We start from the raw sequence: 18,490 nt of genomic DNA on the forward strand, positions 1-18,490 counted from the left end.
GCGTTGCGTTGGCGTGGTGAACGCCTGACGCCGGCGAGCGTTACTTCGCCGCCGTGTCCGCCGCCGGCTGCGCCTCGTAGTGCGCGCGCTTTTCCTCGTACATCAGCAGGTCGGCGTGCTGCACGCCCGCTTCCAGCCGATCGCCGCGCTGGCAGGTTGCCGCGCCCATCGAGAAGCTCAGCGGCGAGCCCGGATAGAACTGGTTGTTCATCTCGACGAGCTGGCGGATCGCGTCGATCATCGCCGCGCCGCCGCGCTCGTCGGTATCTGGCATCAGGATCGCGAACTCGTCGCCGCCGATGCGGGCCGCGTGGAACGGCGATTCCATCGCCTTCGCGAGCACTTCGCCGGCACGCCGCAGCAGCGCGTCGCCGGCCGCGTGACCGAGCTGATCGTTCACGCGCTTCAGGCCGTTCAGGTCGGCCATGATGATCGTCACGGGCCACGGTCCCTTGCGTTCGAGCCGGTTCAGCTCGTCGACGTAGAACGAGCGGTTGCGCAGCTTGGTCAGCACGTCGTGCTTGCCGAGGAATTCGAGGTACGCCTCGGCCTTCTTGCGCGCGGTGATGTCGGTCAGCGCGACGAGTACGAGGTCCCAGTCCTGTTCGTGGCCTGGCAGCACCGAGAATTGCAGGTGTACGTGCACCTCGTTGCCGTCGAGTGAATAGTTGAGCACCTCGCGCTGCTGGAACAGCTTGTTGTCCCACAGCTCGATCAACTGCTCGCGGAAATGCGGACGCATGTCGTCGCGGAACACGTCGGCGAGGCGCGCGAGCAGCGTTTTCTTGTCCTTCGCGCCGAACATCCCGAGCGTGTGATGGTTGACGTCGAGCACATGGATTTCAGCCATGCAGCGTTCGACGAACTCGGGATGGACGTCGGTAAACACGCGGAAATCGTTGATGCCGGCCGCGCGCGCGCCGTCGAGCAGGCGTTTGACGGCGCTGAAATCCTCGACCCACAGCGATACCGGCGAATGCTCGAAGAGCCCGCGCGCGTATTCCTCCGCTTGCGCGACGCGGCGCCGCGCGCCTTCGAGCTCGGTGATGTCTTCGGTCGACACCAGCACGCGGTCCCAGCGTTCCTCGTGACCGGGCAGCACCGCGCCTTTCAGCAGCACGTCGAGGCGCCGTCCACCGAGCGAGTAGTTGACCGTGTGGCTCGTGAAGTTCGACTGCCCGGCCCACAGCTGGCACAGCTCTTCGAGGTGCGTTTTCAGCATGTCGTCGCGGAACACCGAGGCGAGATTGCTCGTCAGCGTGTCGAAATCGGCGGCCTCGAATTGCGTGAGCGTCTGGCGATTGACCTTGATCACGCGGATGCGATGAGCGCATTCGGTGACGCGGCGCGGGTCTTCGGCGAAATGGGCGCGCAGATCGGTCACGCCGGCGGCTCGCCACGCGTCGAACAATGCGCGCACGCCGCTGAAATCTTCGAGCCACAGCGACACGGGCGCGAGGTCGAACATCCCGGAGTCGTCGTTGATGGGCGCGGAGCCGCTCGTGAGGGTATCCAGCATGAGTTTCTCGGGGGCGGAAGTGCGGCTATTTTAGACAGGTTGGCGCCGGCCGAAAATGAAAGACGATTGGCCTGTCGTTTTTGCGCAGATGTGATATGAAGCGCAGGCAGCGACCGAGGTCCGCTATTTCTGATCGTCGCGCGCCGCGCGCGTGCCGATGTACTCGTATTCCTCGGTATTGAGCCGCGAAATGCGCAGTTCGACCGCACTGCGGTGATACGAGTACGCGATGCGCCGGATCTCGAGCAGCGGCGCGCCGACTTCGACGCCTAGTTGTGTGCTTTCGAGCTCATTGGCGAGCGCAACACTCACATGCTCATCGGTCTCAACCACGTTGATGCCGAAACCGTCCTGATAGAAGTTGTACAGCGTGTTCGGCCGGTTGCGCAGCTTGCTTTCCGTCAAGCCGGGAAACAGCGCTTCGGGCACGGTGATATGTTCGATCAGCACGGTCTTGCCGTGCAGCGCGAGCCCGTTGACGAACTGCAGAACGCGCGCGCCGCTGTCGATGCCGAGCGCGGCGGCCGCCTCGCGCGAGGCACGCGCCTTCCTGAACCCGATCAGCGTGACGACCGGGTAGGCCTTGTCGCCGTCGCGCCGCACGATGCGAAAGAAGCGGAAGAAGTGCCGGTCGCGCTGATGCATCGCCACGAACGTGCCGAGCCCCTGATGACGGATCAGAATGTTCTCGGCGCACAGTTCGTCGATGGCTTTGCGCAGCGTGCCGATCGACACGCCGAAGCGTTCGGCGAGGCGCTTTTCCGAAGGAATGCATTCGCCGCCTTTCCATTCGCCGGTCGCGAGCGCCGCGAGAATCGCGCTCTTGACCTCCTTGTACCGAGTGCCTCCCACTGCGGGCGCATTGATCGCGAGCGTGCTCATGAAAACCTCTGGGATACGCGAGTCGTGCCGCTCGCGGGGGTTGAACCTGCCCTGATTCTAAACGACCAGGTCATCTAATACATCTGGATGAATCGTATGTTGTCGGTGAATCGCGACAACAGCCCGGTTCTCGCCCAGTCGTCTAACACATATATATGACCTAGTTGACATTGGGTAAATCGCCGCCTAATATCGATTCACCGCGGCGCACCTGGCTGCGCCGCCCCGGCGGCATCCTCACCGCATTCAAACTACGAACGGAGACGCTCATGAGCAATCCCACGGCAGACATCAACGACACCGCAGCGGGCGCGTCGGCGCCGCGCAGAACGATCCACATCGTGCTGCACGAGGCGAAAGACACGGTCGGCGTGGCGGTGGTCGAGGGCATCAAGGCGGGCACGCTGCTCAACGCATGGATCATGGACGACGATGAAATCGTCACCGTGCCGGCGAAGCAGGACATTCCGATCGGTCACAAGGTCGCGCTGAAGGACATGGCCGTTGGCGACACGGTGTTCAAGTACGGCGTCGACATCGGCAAGGTGGTCGCACCGATCAAGGCCGGCGAGCACGCCCACGTGCACAACATCAAGACGAAGCGCTGGTAAGCAGGGCCGCGCGCCGTTCCTGCCTGTTTTGCTGGATTCCCGCTTCGCGGCATCGAGCCGCCCCTCACTGGCATCAACCCGAACGAGAGAGACACCATGAGCGTGATTGACCTGGATACGACTTTCCGCGGCTATCGTCGCGACAACGGCCGCGTGGGCGTACGCAACCACGTGATCATCCTGCCGGTCGACGATCTGTCCAATGCCGCGGCGCAGGCGGTCGAACACAACATCAAGGGGACCATGGCGCTGCCGCATCCGTATGGGCGGCTGCAATTCGGCGCCGACCTCGAACTGCATTTCCGCACGCTGATCGGCGCGGGCAGCAATCCGAACGTCGCGGCGGTGGTCGTGATCGGTATCGAGGAGGGCTGGACCAAGCGTGTCGTCGACGGCATTGCGAAAACCGGCAAGCCGGTGATGGGCTTCGGCATCGAACTGCATGGCGATCACGACACGGTCATGCGCGCGTCGAAAGCCGCGAAGGAAATGGTGCAGTACGCGACGTCGCTCGATCGCGAAGCGTGCCCGATCTCCGAGTTGTGGGTGTCGACCAAATGCGGCGAGTCGGACACCACGTCAGGTTGCGGCGCGAATCCGACCGTTGGCAACGCGTTCGACAAACTCTACGGCCTCGGCACCACGCTCGTGTTCGGCGAAACCTCGGAGCTGACCGGCGGCGAGCAGATCGTGGCCGCGCGCTGCGCGAACGACGGCGTGCGCGAGCGCTTCCAGTTCATGTTCGACCGCTATCAGGACATGATCAACCGCTGGAAAACCGACGACCTGTCCGAGTCGCAGCCGACCAAGGGCAATATCGCGGGCGGCCTGACGACGATCGAGGAAAAGGCACTCGGCAACATCCAGAAGATCGGCAAGAAGTGCATGGTCGACGGCGTGCTCGACAAAGCCGAGCAGCCGACGCATGCCGGGCTGTGGTTCATGGATTCGTCGTCGGCCGCGGCCGAGATGGTGACGTTGTGCGCGGCATCGGGCTTCGTCGTGCATTTCTTCCCGACGGGGCAGGGCAACGTGATCGGCAACCCGATCGTGCCGGTCATCAAGATCTGCGCGAATCCGCGCACGGTCCGCACGATGGGCGAGCATATCGACGTGGACGTGACCGGCATTCTGCAGCGTGAGCAGAATCTCGACCAGAGCGGCGACCGGCTGCTCCAATGCATGATGGCGACGATCAACGGCCGTTTCACCGCGGCCGAAGCGCTCGGTCATCGCGAGTTCGTCCTGACGCGTCTGTTCGAAAGCGCCTGACGCGGGCGGCCCCGACCGTCGCGGCGAGCCGCACGGCTTGCGCGCCGCGGTCCTCATCTTCCCGGCGCATGCCGGCACGCAGAAGTGGCCGACGACGCCCCCCGTGACCGGCAGCTCATGCGGCAGTGGCGCCGGCTCGACATCTGGCAGCAGCGAGTGGAGGAGACACCATCTTGCGCGTGCTCAAACATCTCTACGTGCAGGTCCTGATCGGACTTGCGGCTGGCATTCTCGTCGGTCATTTCGCGCCCGCGTTCGGCGTGCAGATGAAACCGCTCGGCGACACCTTCATTCGCCTCATCAAGATGCTGATCACGCTGGTGATCTTCTGCACGGTTTCCGTGGGCATCGCGCGCATGGAAAGCCTGAAGCAGGTGGGCCGCGTCGGCTTCAAGACGCTGCTGTACTTCGAGGTCGTCACCAGCATCGCGCTCGTGCTCGGCCTCGTCGTCGCGAACGTGCTGCGTCCGGGCGCGGGGCTCAATATCGATCCCGCTTCGCTCGATCCTCATGCGCTCACGCATTACGTCGCCGATGCGCACGCGGCATCGTCGAGCTTCATCGACATGATCGTGCCGAACTCGGTGGTCGGCGCGTTCGCGCGCGGCGATCTGCTGCAGGTGCTGCTGTTCTCGGTGCTGTTCGGCATTGCGCTGTCGATCATGTCGCAGCGCAGCCGGCTGCTGATGCGCGGTATCGAGCAGTTCGGCGACACGCTGATGCGCATCGTCGAAATGATCATGCGGCTTGCGCCGCTCGGCGCGTTCGGCGCGATTGCGTTCACGGTCGGCAAATACGGCATCGCCACGTTGCAGCAACTCGGGCTGCTGATTCTGTGCTTCTACATCACGAGCATCCTGTTCATCGTGATCGTGCTCGGCGCGGCCGCGCGCTGGGCCGGCGTGGGCTTGTGGCCGCTGCTGAAATACTTCCGCGAGGAGCTGTTGATCGTGCTCGGCACGTCGACCACGGAGTCGGTGCTGCCTCGCTTGATGGAAAAGCTGGAGCGCATGGGGTGTCCGCGCGCGGTCGTCGGGCTCGTGTTGCCGACCGGCTACTCGTTCAATCTCGACGGCGCCGCGATCTATCTGACGATGACGTCGCTATTCATCGCGCAGGCCACCAACACGCATCTGACGCTGATGCAGCAGCTCGGATTGCTGGCGATCCTGATGCTGACCTCGAAAGGCGGAGCGGGTGTGGCGGGCGCGGCGCTCGTCGCGTTGACCGCGACGCTGTCGACGCACAACATCATTCCGGTCGCGGGCATCACGCTGATTCTCGGCGTCGACCGCGTGCTCAACGAGATCCGCGCGCTGACCAATATGATCGGCAACGTCGTCGCGACGCTGGTGGTCGCGCGCTGGGAACGCGCATTCGATGCGCGCGCCGCGCGCGAATTCCTTGCCGCGCCGCGCGAGGTGCAAGCGCAGGCATTGACGCAGCCGGTGCGCAAACCGCAGGCGACGCAAGCGGGCTCTGCCGGGCAGGCGGGTCAGGCGCGCGAGGAAGAACCCAACCAGCCGCGCGCAACGGCGCTGTTCGAGAAGGTGGCGAAGTGAGGATCGCGGCGCGCCGGCATCGAACGGTAGTGCCGGACTTGATGCCCACCGACGCGCGCGCCGCGCTCGACGGCATGATGCTGCCGTTCGGCGGCGCCAAAGGCGCGATGCTGGCGCTGGTCGTCGAACTGCTGGCCGCCGCGCTGAGCGGCGCGAACTTCGGCTACGAAGCGGGCTCGTTCCTGACCGGGAAGGGCGAGCGCTCGCGCATCGGCCACCTGTTCTGGGTGATCGACCCGGGCGCGCTGGCCGGCGACGACGCGTATCTGTCGCGTGTCGAGGCGCTGATCGAGATGATGCTGATGGATGACGACGTGCGCCTGCCCGGTTATCGCCGGGAGCAGCTTGCGCAGGCGGCATACGAGGAGGGCGTCGAAATTCCGGATGCGCTGATCGCGCAACTGGAGGGCCGCGCTCAAACGAGCGTCCCAGCGCACCCAACCGATCTCACCCGACTGGACACGCCGTCGAAAAAAGCGCATAGCTGAAAGCGAAACCGAAACTATCGGTGCGCCAGATAGTTTTGCTCGCAAATCGCGATTTCCCTTGTGAGGCAGGTGCGAATACGATGGTCGGTATCGTATGAGCAGCGCGTATGACGCGCGCTTCGGCCCACCAGAAGCAACGACGGAGATGGCCATGGAGCACCACGCCCGCACGCAGAACGAACGGCTCGATGTCAAGACCACCACCTGCTACATGTGCGCGTGCCGCTGCGGCATCCGCGTGCATCTGCGCGACGGCGAGGTGCGCTATATCGACGGCAATCCGGAGCATCCGCTCAATCAGGGCGTCATCTGCGCGAAGGGTGCCTCCGGCATCATGAAGCAGTACTCGCCCGCGCGCCTTACACAGCCTTTGATGCGCAAGGCCGGCGCGCAGCGCGGCAGCGCGCAGTTCGAGCCGGTCTCGTGGGACACCGCGTTCGACGTGCTCGAAAAGCGTCTCGCCGCGATTCGCTCGAGCGATCCGAAGAAGTTCGCGCTGTTCACGGGCCGCGACCAGATGCAGGCGCTGACCGGCCTGTTCGCCAGGCAGTTCGGTACGCCTAACTATGCGGCGCACGGCGGCTTTTGCTCGTCGAACATGGCGGCCGGCATGATCTATACGATCGGCGGTTCGTTCTGGGAATTCGGCGGACCGGATCTCGACAGCGCGAAGCTGTTCTTCATGATCGGCACCGCGGAAGATCATCATTCGAATCCGCTGAAGATCGCGATTGCGAAGTTCAAGCGCGCGGGTGGCCGCTTCATCGCGATCAATCCGATCCGCACCGGCTATGCGGCGATCGCGGACGAATGGGTGCCGATCAAGCCTGGCACCGACGGCGCGCTGTTCATGGCGTTCCTGCACGAACTGATCGCCGCCGATGCGTGGGATCACGAGTTCGTGCAGCGCTACACGAACGCGGCGGAGCTGATCGATCTCGACGAAGCGAGCGAAAACTTCGGTTTGTTCGTGCGCGATCCCGAACGGGCCGAAGGCAATCCGCTGTTTCCGCAGAATCATCTGTGGTGGGACCCGGCCACCCAGCGCGCGGTGCCGCATCATGCGAGCGGCGTGACGCCCGCGCTCGACGGCCGTTACACGCTCGACAACGGCAAGCCGGTGACGCCGTCGTTTGCATTGTTGCGCGAGCGCGTCGCCGAGTGCACGCCCGAATGGGCGGCGGCGATCACCGGCATCGCGGCCGAGACAATCCGGCGGCTCGCCGGCGAGATGATCGAGACGGGCCGCCGGCACCGCATCACGCTGCCGATCCGCTGGACCGACGCGTGGGGCGAAACGCACGAGACGGTCACGGGCAACCCGGTCGCTTTTCATGCGATGCGCGGGCTCGCCGCGCATTCGAACGGCTTTCAGTCGATCCGCGCGCTCGCCGTGCTGATGTCGCTGCTGGGCACGATCGACCGGCCCGGCGGCTTTCGTCACAAGTCGCCGTTTCCGCGCGCGGTGCCGCCATCGGCGAAACCACCGAACGACCCCGCCGCGGTGAAGCCCAATACACCGCTTGCGGCGGGCCCGCTAGGCTGGCCCGCCGCGCCCGAGGATCTGTTCATCGACGAACACGGCGGTCCGGTGCGCATCGACCGGGCGTTCTCGTGGGAATATCCGCTCGCGGTGCACGGCGTCATGCACAGCGTGATCACCAACGCGTGGCGCGGCGATCCGTATCCCATCGACACGCTGATGATTTTCATGGCCAACATGGCGTGGAATTCGTCGATGAACACGATGAAGGTGCGCGAGATGCTCGCCGACAAACACGCCAACGGCGACTACAAGATTCCGTTTCTCGTCGTGTGCGACGCGTTCCAGTCGGAGATGACCGCGTTCGCCGATCTGATCCTGCCGGACACGACTTACCTCGAACGTTACGACGCGATGTCGATGCTCGACCGGCCGATCTCCGAGTTCGACGGCCCCGTCGATTCGGTGCGTGTACCGGTCGTGCCGCCGACCGGCGAATGCAAGCCGTTCCAGGAAGTGCTGATCGAACTGGCGTCGCGCCTGAGGTTTCCGGCGTTCACCAATGCGGATGGCGGCCGGCGCTTTCGCGACTATCCGGACTTCATCGTCAATCACACGACTTCGCCCGGTTCCGGCGTCGGCTTTCTGATCGGCTGGCGCGGCAAGGATGGCGACAAGGCGCTCGTCGGCGAGCCGAATCCGAATCAATGGGAGCAGTACGCGAAGAACAACTGCGTATTTCATTACCGCTTGCCCGAGACCTTGCAGTACACGCGCAACTGCAACGGACCGTATCTCGACTGGGCGGTCAAAAATGGCTTCCGCAAATTCAGCGAACCGATTCTGATCCAGCCTTACTCGGACGTGATGCAGAAGTTCAGGCTCGCCGCGCAAGGACGCACGAGCGGCCGGCAGCCGCCCGACCATCTGCGCGCGCGCGTCGACAGGTACTTCGATCCGCTGCCGTTCTGGTACGCACCGCTCGAAAGCGCGGCGACGGATCTCGCGCGATTCCCGCTCGCCGCGGTCACCCAGCGGCCGATGGCGATGTATCACTCGTGGGATTCGCAGAACGCGTGGCTGCGGCAGATTCATGGGGAGAATTACCTTTATGTGAATCCGAAAACGGCGAGCGGGAACGGCATCGCCGACGGCGGCTGGATCTACGTCGAATCGCAATGGGGCCGCGTGCGCTGTATAGCGCGCTACAGCGAGACCGTCGAACCGGGCACCGTATGGACGTGGAACGCGATCGGCAAAGCGGCGGGCGCATGGAATCTCGGTCCCGACGCGAACGAATCGCAGCGCGGCTTCCTGCTCAATCACCTGATCACCGACGAGTTGCCGGGCCGCGACGAGGCACCCGCGCGCATGTCGAACTCCGATCCGGTGACGGGCCAGGCCGCCTGGTACGACGTGCGCGTGCGCATCTATCCGGCCGAAGCCGACGCGCGGCACACGCTGCCGCAGTTCGAGGCGATGCCCGAATTGCCCGGCGCGGTTGCACAGACGAGTGTGGTGTCGCGCATCGTCCAGACCTATTTCGCGGGACGCGGAGAATTCGCGGCTCGCCTGCGCGGGACGTTGCGCCGCGCCGAAACTAACGGCGACGACCGCTAAAGCCACGGCAAGGAGCTTGCAATGACCCAGATGGCGCTGGTGATCGATCTGAACGTATGCGTGGGATGCCAGGCGTGCGTGACGAGCTGCAAGGAATGGAACACGTCAGGCGAATCGGGCAGCCTCGCCGATTTCAATCCTTACGACGCGGACCCGTCCGGCACGTTCTTCAACCGCGTGCAGAGTTTCGAAGCGGGCAGCTTCCCCGACACGGAGATGATCCATTTCCCGAAGTCGTGCCTGCATTGCGAGGACCCGCCGTGCGTGCCGGTGTGTCCCACGGGCGCGAGCTACAAGCGCAAGGAAGACGGTCTCGTGCTGGTCGATTTCGATCGCTGCATCGGCTGCAAGTATTGCGCGTGGGCGTGCCCGTACGGCGCTCGCGAACTCGACGAAGCGCGCAAGGAGATGACCAAGTGCACGCTGTGCGTCGATCGCATTCATGACGAGCATCTGTCCGAGCGCGATCGCAAGCCGGCCTGCGTGCTCGCATGTCCGACATCCGCGCGGCTGTTCGGCGATATCCACGATCCGGAGTCGGTGGTGTCGCAAGCGATCCGCGAGCGCGGCGGCTATCAGTTGATGCCGGAGTGGGGCACGCGTCCCGCGAATCACTATTTGCCGCGCGTGCCGATCACGTCCGCGAGTTGCGGCGGCGACGGGTGCTCGTGCAAATCGTCAGGAACGACCACCGGCGATGCCGTGCACACGTCGGGCTCGCCCGACTCGCAGCTCGAGGGGCAGCTCGCGCATGGCGAAGTGCATCTCGCGTCGATCGCGACGCGCATTTGAACGACAACGAGGCCACACGATGAATCCGGCTTTTTCCGTAGTCTTCCTGACCACGCTGAGCGGCGCGGCGCAGGGGCTGTTGATCGCGCTCGTCGGCGTCGAGAGTGCCGCGTGCCTGGGCGTCGTTGCGCAACCCGCCGCCACCGCGTTCTACCTGAGCGGCGCGGCGCTCGCGGTGCTGCTGGGCGGTCTTGGTCTGATCGCGTCGTTCTTCCATCTGGGCCATCCGGAACGCGCGTGGCGCGCGATCGCGATGTGGCGCACCTCGTGGCTGTCGCGCGAATGCCTGTGCCTGCCGGCGTTTCTGGCGTGCGCGTGCCTGTATGGCGTCGCGCACTGGCTCGGCTCGCCGTGGTCGCTCGCGCTCGGCTGGCTCGGCGTGCTCGCGAGCGCCGCGCTGTTCGTCTGCACCGCGATGATCTATGCGTGCCTGCGCTTTCTGCAGGAGTGGGCGACGCCGCTGACGCTGGTGAACTTCGTGCTGCTCGGCTGCGCATCGGGCTTGACGCTCGCGACCGCACTGAGCGCATGGTTCGCGCCCGCGCTGACGGCGGGACTGGCGATCTGCGCTTGCCTGCTGACGCTCGCCGGTTGCGCGAGCCGCTACGCGTCGCTCATGCGCAATGCGCGCTTGCGGCCGAAATCGACGGTGCAGAGCGCGACGGGCATCCGCAATCCGAAGCTCGTGCAGGTGTCACGAGGCTTCACCGCCGGTGCGTTCAATTTGCGCGAGTTCTTTCACGGCAAATCGGCGCGGACGTTGCGTGGCGTCAAATGGGGCTTTCTCATGGGTGCGTTCGTCGTGCCGGTCGTGTTGATCGTGCTGGGCGCGGGGCTGCGTTCGCCTGGCGGGTCGTTCGGCTTGCTGGCCGCGGCTTGTCTCGTGCAGTATGCGGGGCTCGTGGCGGAGCGCTGGTTTTTCTTCGCGGAGGCGAAGCATCCGCAGAATCTTTACTACGCGAGGATGGGGTGATGTATAGCCTTCAACGAGCGCGTTCGGCCTCCGTGCCAGCGCGCTCCTCGCCTCACACTACCCGCACGCCCCCACCTCCCCACACGCGGTACAAAAATCGCAGCCGTCCTTGCGAATCACCGCATTCGCGCCGCACGAAGCGCATTTGCGTCCGAGCATCGTGTGCAGTCCTTGCGTGCCGTTCGGCTGCAGCAAGGTGTCGGCGCTATCCGCTGGATTCGGACGGATGCCGAAATCGGCGGACAGCGCCATGTCGGTTTTCATGTGGCCGCGCGGCAAACGCGCGAGCATCCGCGACGCGACCTGATTGCCCTCGGCGTCGAGAAAGCCGCGTCGATACAGGATTTGCTGGATCGCGAACGCGAGCGCCGCCACTTCGGAATCGTGCCAGCGCGGCGCACGATGACCGTCGAGACGCTGCACGTCGCCAAGCCGCACCTGTCCGCGATCCCATGACACCTTGCGCATATCCTGCAGATTGCGCGCAACGAAGCCGCCGCGCGCGGCCAGCGACAGCGAACGCATCGTCGCGGTGATCCACTGCTGCGACTCGTCGCGCTGACCGGTCGGAATGAAGAACTCGATCGGCCGCTCTATCGTCACGTCCTCGCCGCCGAGCCGCCCCGTCACCTCGATGAAGGACGCCGCGACATACAGCGACTTCTTGCCCGCCTGGGTCAGATACTCGACCTTCTCGATGATCGCCGGCAACTCGCCTCTGGGCCGATGATCGATCGCGATACGCAGCGGGTCCTGATCCATCTCGGCGAGCGTGTCGTCGGCCTGCGCGGGCGTCACGCTCAGCACCGCGCCGAGCGTGTCGTTGGGGCGATAGGTGGCAAGGCCCTTCAGCCCGCTTTTCCATGCATCGAAGTAGAGGCTTTCGAACGCGTCGAACGGATAGTCGGCTGGCACGTTGACGGTCTTCGAGATCGACGTGTCGACGTATGGCTGGACGGCCGCCATCATGTCGAGATGGTCGCGCGCCGACATCTGCAGCGCGCTGACGAAATAGTCGGGTAGCCGGCTCACGTCACCGCCGAGCTCGCGATAGAGCCGGTACGCGTAGTCCTCGACGTCGAACGATTCGCGGCCGCCGTCGGCCATCACTTTCACGCGCGTATAAGTCCACGAGAACGCCGGCTCGATGCCGTTCGACGCGTTGTCGGCGAACGCGAGGCTCACGGTGCCGGTCGGCGCGATCGACAGCAGGTGGCTGTTGCGAATGCCGTCGCGGCGAATCGCCTGCTGAATGTCATCGGGCAGGCGCGACGCGAACGTGCCGGCTTCCAGATAGCGCGCGGCGTCGAACAGCTCGAACGCGCCGCGCTCCTTCGAGAGTTCGACCGATGCGCGATACGCCTCGTCACGCATCAGCCGCGCGATGCGCACCGCGAAATCGCGGCCTTCCTGCGAGTTGTAGCGCAGGCCCATCATTACGAGCGTATCGCCGAGGCCGGTGAAGCCGACGCCGATGCGCCGCTTCGCGCGCGATTCGTCGTATTGCTGCGGCAGCGGCCACAGCGTGACGTCGAGCACGTCATCGAGAAAACGCACCTGCGTGCGGGTGCGCCGCGCGAGGCCGTCCCAGTCGAACGAGGGCTGGCGGCCCTGCAACTGCGCAAACGGATCGACGACGAAGCGCGTCAGATTGAGCGGCCCCAGATTGCAGCAGCCGTACGCGGGCAGCGGCTGCTCGCCGCACGGATTGGTCGCGCGGATCGTTTCGACGGCGCGCAGATTGTTGTCCTCGTTCATCCGCGAGATGAACACGATGCCGGGCTCGGCGACGTCGTACGTCGAGCGCATGATGCGGTCCCAGATCGCGCGCGCCGGGTGTTCGCTGTAGACCCACAGGCCGTCTTCGCGCTGCCGCACGTCGCCGGCCGCGCGCAGCGCCGGCGACGGCTCGGCGCGATGGACCAGTTGCCACGGCTCGTCGTTTTCGACCGCGCGCATGAACTCGTCGGTGACGCTGACCGACACGTTGAAGTTGTTCCAGCGTCCCTTCGAATGCTTGGCCTCGATGAATTCGAGCAGGTCGGGATGGTTGCAGTCGAGCACCGCCATCTGCGCGCCGCGCCGCGAGCCCGCGCTTTCGACGGTACGGCACGACGCGTCGAACACGTCCATGTAGCTGCACGGACCCGAGGCGGCCGAACTCGTGGTGTGAACGCGCGCGCCCTTCGGCCGGATCGCGGAGAAGTTGTAGCCGACGCCGCCGCCGCGCCGCATCGTTTCGGCCGCCTGCAGCAGCGCCACGTAGATGCCGGGCAAGCCCTGTTCATCGACGCCCTGGATCGAATCGCCAACCGGCTGCACGAAGCAGTTGATCAGCGTCGCGGCAATGCCGCTGCCCGCCGCGCTCATGATGCGGCCCGCGCCGAGCGCGCCGTGGCGCATGTTGTCGACGAACTGTTCCTCGACCGACGCGCGCAACTCGGGCGGCTCGGCCTCGGCGACGCCGCGCGCGACGCGGCGATATACATCGTCGGCCGATTGCTCGTCGCCTTTCGCATACTTTTCGAGCAGCACGTCGAGAGAGAACTGCTGCGGCGGGATCAGCAAAGCGGGAGGAGCGGAGGAGGCGGGAGACGTGGAAGCGGCGTTGGCCGCGCGGGTTTGCGGCGTGTCTTCTGCCATGATCGGCCCTCAAACGGCGTCGCGGCGGACGCGGCGCGGTGGTGGAAGGCGCGCGGCCGGCACCGGATAGCGAGCCGGCGGTCGGGCGGGCGCAACGAGTCCACCTTAACGCATGAGGCGCGGGGCGGCAACCGGCAGCGGGGCCGGCGCGGCGCCGCATCTTGCGATGCCGCAGCCGCCGGGCGCGTGGGTCGCTAAGGGCACGTGGGCGGTAGGGAGATCGACCCCGGAACAACGGGTTGAAACCCGCGCTTCGTGCGCGGGACTCAGGAATGTTCCGTGCGTCAGGCCGCTTCAAGCAGCGGTTCGAGGATTTCCGCGCAGATCATCGCGGACGCATTCGACGGCGCCGGGCGCTCGGCCGGCTTGAACACCGGGTCACCGCGCCGGATCTTGCGGCGCGACACCGCGCAGGTGCCGGAAGAATGCGCCGAGCGACGGCGCCAGCGCTGCTCACCGTAGTGGCAGCGGCCTGGCTCGACCCAGCGGATCACCAGCGTCGTGTCGGAGCTCTCGAGAATTTCGATGCGTACGCCATTGCTACCGTCGAGGGGGATGGACTCCAGGGTCATCATCGGCTCCGTATTGTGGAGTGCCGAATTTAGTCCCACGCGCGCCGGATAGCCATTGTGTCACCGTTGAAACACCGTTCCGGAATTAGCAATAATCAGACTTGACATAGCGATTCGCCGAAATGACAGGCGTTGCAAGCATTTTTATGTGATTTTTTAATAATGCCTGGTTTTGCAACGCTGTGTTGCCTGTGGCGCGACGAGGACGGCGGCCGGGAAAGAGGCGGCAACGCTTCCTTTAAGATGTCGAATGTCGGGCGGCGAACTGAGCCGTCAGTGTAGCGGGTTTGAATTTTTCAGGTCGGCTCGCGCGCACACCGTTCAACACAAGAGTTCACATGATTCCACGCCCTCCCGCAGTCCCCCCCAACTCTCCCGAAGCGTCGTCCGTTGCCGCCGAGCGCCTGAAAAAGCAGAAGGCCGCATCGGTCGTGCTCTATATCGGTCTCGCGCTGCTCGCATTGTGGGTGGTGCGCGATTTCATCGTGGTGGTGGCGTGGGCCGGGGTCGTCGCGATCGCGCTGTGGCCGCTGCTGCACAAGGTAGCGGGCAGCCACTGGTTCAAGGGGCGCGCGACCTTGCTCGCGACGGTCTTCACGCTGGTGATCGCCGTGCTCGTGCTACTGCCGGTCGGGCTCGGCATCGGCCAGGCGCTGCGCGAGGCGCACGAGCTGAACGACTGGTTCCGCAGCGCGCAGGAGAACGGCATCGCGCTGCCTGACTTCATCAACCGTCTGCCGTTCGGCGTGCAGCAGATCACTTCCTGGTGGCAGGCCAATCTTGCTCAGCCGCTGCGCGACTCGGCCGCGATGAAAGGCTTGCACAGCAACACGGTGATGACGCTCGGCCGGCATTTCGGCGCGCGCGCCGCGCATGCGGCAATGGTGTTCGCGTTCATGCTGGTCACGCTGTTCGTGATTTTTCAGGCGGGGCCGCGGTTGTCCGGCTCGCTGCTGAAGGCCGCGCGACGCGGTTTCGGCGATAGCGGCGCGGACCTCGTCGCGCATATGGGTACCGCGGTGCGCGGCACCGTGTCGGGGTTGATCGTGGTCGGCGTCGGCGAAGGCCTGTTGCTTGGCGTCGCCTACTTCGTGACCGGGGTGCCGCATGCGGCGCTGCTCGGCTTCGTCACGGCGATCGCCGCGATGCTGCCGTTCTGCGCGCCGATCGTGTTCGGTCTTGCGGCACTTTGGCTGCTCGTGCAGGGCTCGATGGTCGCGGCGGCCGGGCTGCTGGTATTCGGCGCGGTCGTCGTGTTCATCGCCGAGCACTTCGTGCGGCCGGTGCTGATCGGCAACTCGACGCGCCTGCCGTTTCTGCTCGTGCTATTCGGCATTCTCGGCGGCGCGGAGACGTTCGGGCTGCTGGGGATTTTCATCGGCCCCGCGTTGATGACAGTGCTGATGGTGCTGTGGACCGATCTCGTGGAGTAGCGCAAGTGTCGAGGGACGCGGGGCTGGGCGGCCGTGCGCCTCGCGTGCCGCGCCGGCTCAAGGGCGCTGATTCGACGGATGCTCCTGCGCCGGCGGCTTCACGCAGCCGAGCGTGTATTTGAGCGCGGCGGGCAACAGCGCGCTCCATACGTCCCACGTGTGGCCGCCGTCTATGATGCGCAACGCCGCCGGATTGCCCGCGAGCCGCAGATGCGTGTACAGCAGCGACGCGTCGGCCTGGATGTCGAGGTCGTCGTCGCCGGATGCGATGAACATCGGCAGGCGATATGCCTGGCTCATGTAGCGGTCCCACTGCGCCGGATAGTTGAGCTCGTGCCACACGCGCGGATCGAACTGGCGCTCGCCGAACACGCCGACCCGCCGCGCCGCCGACGCGCGCGGCGGCTCGTTCGTGTAGATCGCCGGACTGAGCAGCAGCGCGCCGCAAAACATCTCGGGCCGCGTCAGCGCGTAGCGCAGCGCGCCGAAGCCGCCCATCGACACGCCGCCGATCATCCGGCCTCCGCGCTGCGTCGCGACCGCATAGTGCGTTTCGATCTCGGGCAGCAGATCGTCGAAGAACGCGCTCTCCATCTTTTCCTTGCGGTCGACGTACCAGTCCGTGCCGCCTTGCGGCATCACGATGACGACCGGGGCAATCTCCTTGCGCTCGATCAGCGTGTCCGCGGCGTTCTGCAAATGACCTTGCGTGAGCCAGTCTTTGGCGTCGCCGTTATTGCCGTGCAGCAGGTAGAGCACCGGCAGGCGCGGACCGTCCGCGCGATAGCCGCCCGGCAGGTAGATCGTATAGTTCCAGTCGCGGGCGAGCGCATCGGAATGGAAGCTGCGGCTCGCGACCGTGCTCGCGAACGCGGGCGCGCCGACGGCGAAGGCAAGCAGTGCGAGGGCGTAACTGAGGAATCGACGCATGTCAGTAGGGAAGGACGGCGGGCGCGGGACTCGCGCGCGGCCGTCATGCTATCAGCATTGGCGCCAGATTTGAGATGGAAAGTGGCGCAGAGAAGGACGGCGCTTTATGCGCGCAAAGTTCTTCGGGCGCCAAGGGTACGTCAAGTGCCCCGAAAATCGCGACGCGTCAGGGACGCGCTCGAAGGGCGCTCGAAACTTAGCCGAAAAGTTCTTCAGCCCGACGTCCGCAGCCGCCCGTCCACGAGCCGCCTGACGACCCGCTTCAGCGGTTCCACGCCCAGCGCGACGGCAAACAGCGCGCCGACCGCGGCCGCATCGGCGAGCAGTCCGAGCGGATAGTTCAGGTAACCATCGGTCGCCGCGTAGAGCACCGAGTCGATCACCAGCGAAATCACCGCGCCGGCAATGAAGCACAGCAAACCCTGACGCCCGATCACGCCGACCCACGGCAGCCGCCGCGCGACCTTCTTCGCCCAGCCGAGCTCGACCAGATTGGCGACGAGCCACGCGATCGCGAGGAAGTTCCCAGCGCGCAGGTAGGACAGGTTCTGCTTGAGGCTCCCGGCAAGTGGCGCATCCAGCAGAACGAGCTTGTAGTACGCGGCGCCCACGACCACCGCGAACGCCAGCACACTGACGAGCCATCCGGATCGATGCGCGCTGGTGCGCTGATACACCGGCTGGCAGCGCGCGAGCACGCCGAGCACGAACATCAGTTGCCACGCGAACGGGTTGAAGTTCCACTGCATGTCGGGCGCGGCGGGAAGGTACTGACTGATCGCCGGTGCGCCGACCCACAGCGCGACGCTGCCGGCGACCAGGAGCCAAGGCTTGCTGCGCGCGAGCGGCAGGATCGCGGGCACCAGCAGCGCGAAGAACGCGTACATCGGCAGCACGGACGCGAGGTACGGCTGGCGGCGTAGCAGCACGATGTCGCGCAGCGCGGCAAGCGGCGTGTCGATCAGGTCGTCGAGATCGGTCGTGGCGAGATTCGGCCCGTCGATGCTGAATGCGGTTAGCACCGCGCTGACCAGCAGCATCAGCCCGGCGGTGACGAGAAACGCGCGATAGATCTCGAACGAGCGGCGCAGGAAGCGGCCGCGCGCGATCGTCTCATTGCGCCGCTCGGCGAGCGTCGCATAGGCGGTGGCGGTCGCGAAGCCGCCGAGGAACACGAATACTTCGGTGGCATCGCACAGCGCGTACGCATGCAGCGTCACGCGCGACAGAATGCTGCCGCCGATGTGATCGACGACGATGATCAGCAGAACCAGTCCACGGAAAAAGTCGAGCTCGATCAGGCGGGAAGATGACTTGGCCATTGTTTGCGTCAAAAGCAGCCCCGTGCGACGGCGCGCCGATCCAGCGCGGCGGGCGTCTCACAAGGCTTTTTAATATGGGATTGGGTGCTGCGGCGGTGAGGCGATCCGTGCTGGCGTCGCCTGTGGCCCATCTCGCCACGCTCGACCGGTATCGCAAGGCGGCCGTGTCAGCGGGCTGTGAAGATGACCTTTGCGGTGACGCCGAGTTCCGTTGCATCGCAGCAAAGGCGCAGATTATATTTCTTTTCATGACAATGACGCAGCGAGGCCGCAGCGGCGGCTGCTGTTTACCTGAAGCGACGTTATGAAAAAAGAGGCAGCAACGCGCAGTGGAGAATTAGCAACATTCTCGATGCTTGGCGCATCCACTCATGGACGGCCAGACTAT

General features: G+C 65.2%; 15 protein-coding genes. 9 read left to right on the forward strand and 6 right to left on the reverse strand.

Features of this window, described 5'->3' with window-relative positions:
- Positions 1–40 precede the first annotated feature (40 nt).
- Together OKW41_RS10545 and OKW41_RS10550 are read right to left on the reverse strand one after the other, a co-directional pair.
- A complete protein-coding gene (locus OKW41_RS10545) occupies positions 41–1,519 on the reverse strand; it encodes a diguanylate cyclase domain-containing protein (protein WP_429572432.1) in 1,479 nt (492 codons plus the stop codon).
- 123 nt (positions 1,520–1,642) lie between these two features.
- Positions 1,643–2,401: a GntR family transcriptional regulator gene (locus OKW41_RS10550; protein WP_429572433.1), complete on the reverse strand. Its 759-nt coding sequence runs from the start codon at positions 2,399–2,401 to the stop codon at positions 1,643–1,645.
- A gap of 269 nt (positions 2,402–2,670) precedes the next feature.
- On the opposite strand from OKW41_RS10550, the gene OKW41_RS10555 reads away from it, so the two are divergent.
- The 7 genes from OKW41_RS10555 to OKW41_RS10585 all read left to right on the forward strand — a co-directional run bounded on the left by OKW41_RS10555 (position 2,671) and on the right by OKW41_RS10585 (position 11,202).
- Positions 2,671–3,012, forward strand: coding sequence for a UxaA family hydrolase (locus OKW41_RS10555; RefSeq protein WP_018420865.1), 342 nt, complete (start codon positions 2,671–2,673; stop codon positions 3,010–3,012).
- Between the two features lie 96 nt (positions 3,013–3,108).
- Positions 3,109–4,284, forward strand: a complete 1,176-nt coding sequence (locus OKW41_RS10560; RefSeq protein ID WP_429572434.1) for a UxaA family hydrolase — start codon at positions 3,109–3,111, stop codon at positions 4,282–4,284.
- A 173-nt stretch (positions 4,285–4,457) separates the two neighbouring features.
- Positions 4,458–5,846, forward strand: coding sequence for a C4-dicarboxylate transporter DctA (dctA, locus tag OKW41_RS10565; RefSeq protein ID WP_429572435.1), 1,389 nt, complete (start codon positions 4,458–4,460; stop codon positions 5,844–5,846).
- Between the two features lie 29 nt (positions 5,847–5,875).
- Entirely contained in the window at positions 5,876–6,334 is a 459-nt protein-coding gene (locus tag OKW41_RS10570) for an Ldh family oxidoreductase (protein WP_429572436.1), read from the forward strand.
- A gap of 151 nt (positions 6,335–6,485) precedes the next feature.
- Complete coding sequence (locus OKW41_RS10575) at positions 6,486–9,437, forward strand: molybdopterin oxidoreductase family protein (RefSeq protein WP_429572437.1); 2,952 nt, start codon at positions 6,486–6,488, stop codon at positions 9,435–9,437.
- A 21-nt stretch (positions 9,438–9,458) separates the two neighbouring features.
- Positions 9,459–10,229, forward strand: a complete 771-nt coding sequence (locus OKW41_RS10580) for a 4Fe-4S dicluster domain-containing protein (protein ID WP_429572438.1) — start codon at positions 9,459–9,461, stop codon at positions 10,227–10,229.
- A 19-nt stretch (positions 10,230–10,248) separates the two neighbouring features.
- On the forward strand, positions 10,249–11,202 hold the full coding sequence (locus tag OKW41_RS10585) for a dimethyl sulfoxide reductase anchor subunit family protein (protein WP_429572439.1): 954 nt from the start codon (positions 10,249–10,251) through the stop codon (positions 11,200–11,202).
- Between the two features lie 57 nt (positions 11,203–11,259).
- Here OKW41_RS10585 and OKW41_RS10590 read toward each other — a convergent pair whose 3' ends face one another.
- Together OKW41_RS10590 and OKW41_RS10595 are read right to left on the reverse strand one after the other, a co-directional pair.
- Positions 11,260–13,845 (reverse strand): adenosylcobalamin-dependent ribonucleoside-diphosphate reductase, encoded by a 2,586-nt coding sequence (locus tag OKW41_RS10590; protein ID WP_429572440.1) that lies wholly within the window; start codon positions 13,843–13,845, stop codon positions 11,260–11,262.
- 284 nt (positions 13,846–14,129) lie between these two features.
- Complete coding sequence (locus OKW41_RS10595) at positions 14,130–14,417, reverse strand: DUF3331 domain-containing protein (RefSeq protein ID WP_013091570.1); 288 nt, start codon at positions 14,415–14,417, stop codon at positions 14,130–14,132.
- Positions 14,418–14,755: 338 nt separating this feature from the next.
- On the opposite strand from OKW41_RS10595, the gene OKW41_RS10600 reads away from it, so the two are divergent.
- Entirely contained in the window at positions 14,756–15,850 is a 1,095-nt protein-coding gene (locus tag OKW41_RS10600; protein ID WP_429572441.1) for an AI-2E family transporter, read from the forward strand.
- A 57-nt stretch (positions 15,851–15,907) separates the two neighbouring features.
- Here OKW41_RS10600 and OKW41_RS10605 read toward each other — a convergent pair whose 3' ends face one another.
- A complete protein-coding gene (locus OKW41_RS10605; protein WP_429572442.1) occupies positions 15,908–16,780 on the reverse strand; it encodes an alpha/beta hydrolase-fold protein in 873 nt (290 codons plus the stop codon).
- 212 nt (positions 16,781–16,992) lie between these two features.
- Positions 16,993–18,102: an OpgC domain-containing protein gene (locus OKW41_RS10610; RefSeq protein WP_429572443.1), complete on the reverse strand. Its 1,110-nt coding sequence runs from the start codon at positions 18,100–18,102 to the stop codon at positions 16,993–16,995.
- Between OKW41_RS10610 and OKW41_RS10615 the strand changes: the two genes are divergently transcribed.
- Complete coding sequence (locus OKW41_RS10615; RefSeq protein ID WP_429572444.1) at positions 18,090–18,410, forward strand: hypothetical protein; 321 nt, start codon at positions 18,090–18,092, stop codon at positions 18,408–18,410. The genes OKW41_RS10610 and OKW41_RS10615 overlap by 13 nt on opposite strands.
- The last annotated feature ends 80 nt before the right edge of the window (positions 18,411–18,490 follow it).

The organism is Paraburkholderia sp. UCT70, from assembly GCF_050434085.1.
GTDB lineage: Bacteria > Pseudomonadota > Gammaproteobacteria > Burkholderiales > Burkholderiaceae > Paraburkholderia > Paraburkholderia tuberum.